Source organism: Thiolapillus sp. (assembly GCF_048562965.1).
Taxonomy (GTDB): domain Bacteria; phylum Pseudomonadota; class Gammaproteobacteria; order Chromatiales; family Chromatiaceae; genus Thiolapillus; species Thiolapillus brandeum_A.
The window spans coordinates 1-1,084 of the sequence record NZ_JBHNMF010000955.1 but is presented as its reverse complement, the minus strand read 5'-3'; the positions used below and the strand labels follow the sequence as shown (position 1 = coordinate 1,084).

General features: G+C 54.4%; 1 pseudogene. It reads left to right on the top strand.

Annotated elements, in window-relative coordinates:
- Window positions 1-172 precede the first annotated feature (172 nt).
- Window positions 173-1,084 (top strand): annotated as a pseudogene (locus ACOCD2_RS21430) (hypothetical protein); the annotation flags it as partial.

Sequence of the window (1,084 nt, the reverse complement as noted above, 5' to 3'; positions counted from 1 at the left end):
GCGATCGGGGGGGGTACCCATGGTTGAGCAGACTACTCCTTCTTCATGGGTCGTTCAAATCGATGCTGATCAGACTTTGTCTGGAGCCGTATTGCATCTTTCAGGCGGGATTGGTAAATATTCTGCTATTCGCCCAGGGGATTGGATACTTTCGACAACCCAGGGTGGCGAGATGATCGCTGTTGGGAGGATTTTTCGCATCCAGCAAGAACTGGACTGTGTAGCCTTGTACTTCGATAGATTCGAATCGTTTTCGAGCACTCAGGTTACTTCACAAGTAGGTCTTTCTTACGATAGTCGCATCAGCCGCCTCCAATGGACCGATTTCGCCGAGGCCATCCCAAAACTCTGCTGCAAGACACTGGCAGATATTCCTCTGATCGATGATTCGGCCTACGTTCGTGAGTTGTTGCAACATGCGGTGATGGACGATCTTCTCGGCCCTGCGAACGGCCCCAATGAACTCATCAAGGATATGAGTGTACGCGATCGTTACCTGGTCGGTAAGTTGGCGCCCCGAGAGACACTCGATGAGGGCAACGACTGGGGAAACAGCGCTGTGGACGAGGCCGAGGATGTGGTTCCAGACGATCTGGAGGTGAAGGCAAAGCCAGCCCCTCCAACCGCCGGAAAGCGAACCAAGGGGGGGGAGCAGCCCAAGGACGATGAAGCACTGGGCAAGGGTGAGCCTGAGACCAGCGACGAGATCGACGTGTCCAAGAATCAGTCGCTGGTGCCCTCGAGTTTCGGCATCACCTTCTGTGTCGATGGTGAGGCGGAACGCATCGAAGTGGAGGCACGTTGGGGGCGTTACGAACGTATCCATGATCATGGCATCACCAAGACCAGAAAGAACAAGAAGACGGGTAAGGAAGAAGAGGTAGAGGTCAAAGTCTGGCAGCGTATTCCCTGTGGTGGCAAGATGGTATTGGACTTGAAACAGGGACCGGTGTCTCGACGATTTCCCGACCCGGACAATCCCGAGGTGATCGTCCAGGGTTCCATTCGTGGTCGCAACGAGAATGGCGATCGATTGGTCACTCTGTTCCTGGTGAACGGTCAGGAGGCACTAGACACCAACAAG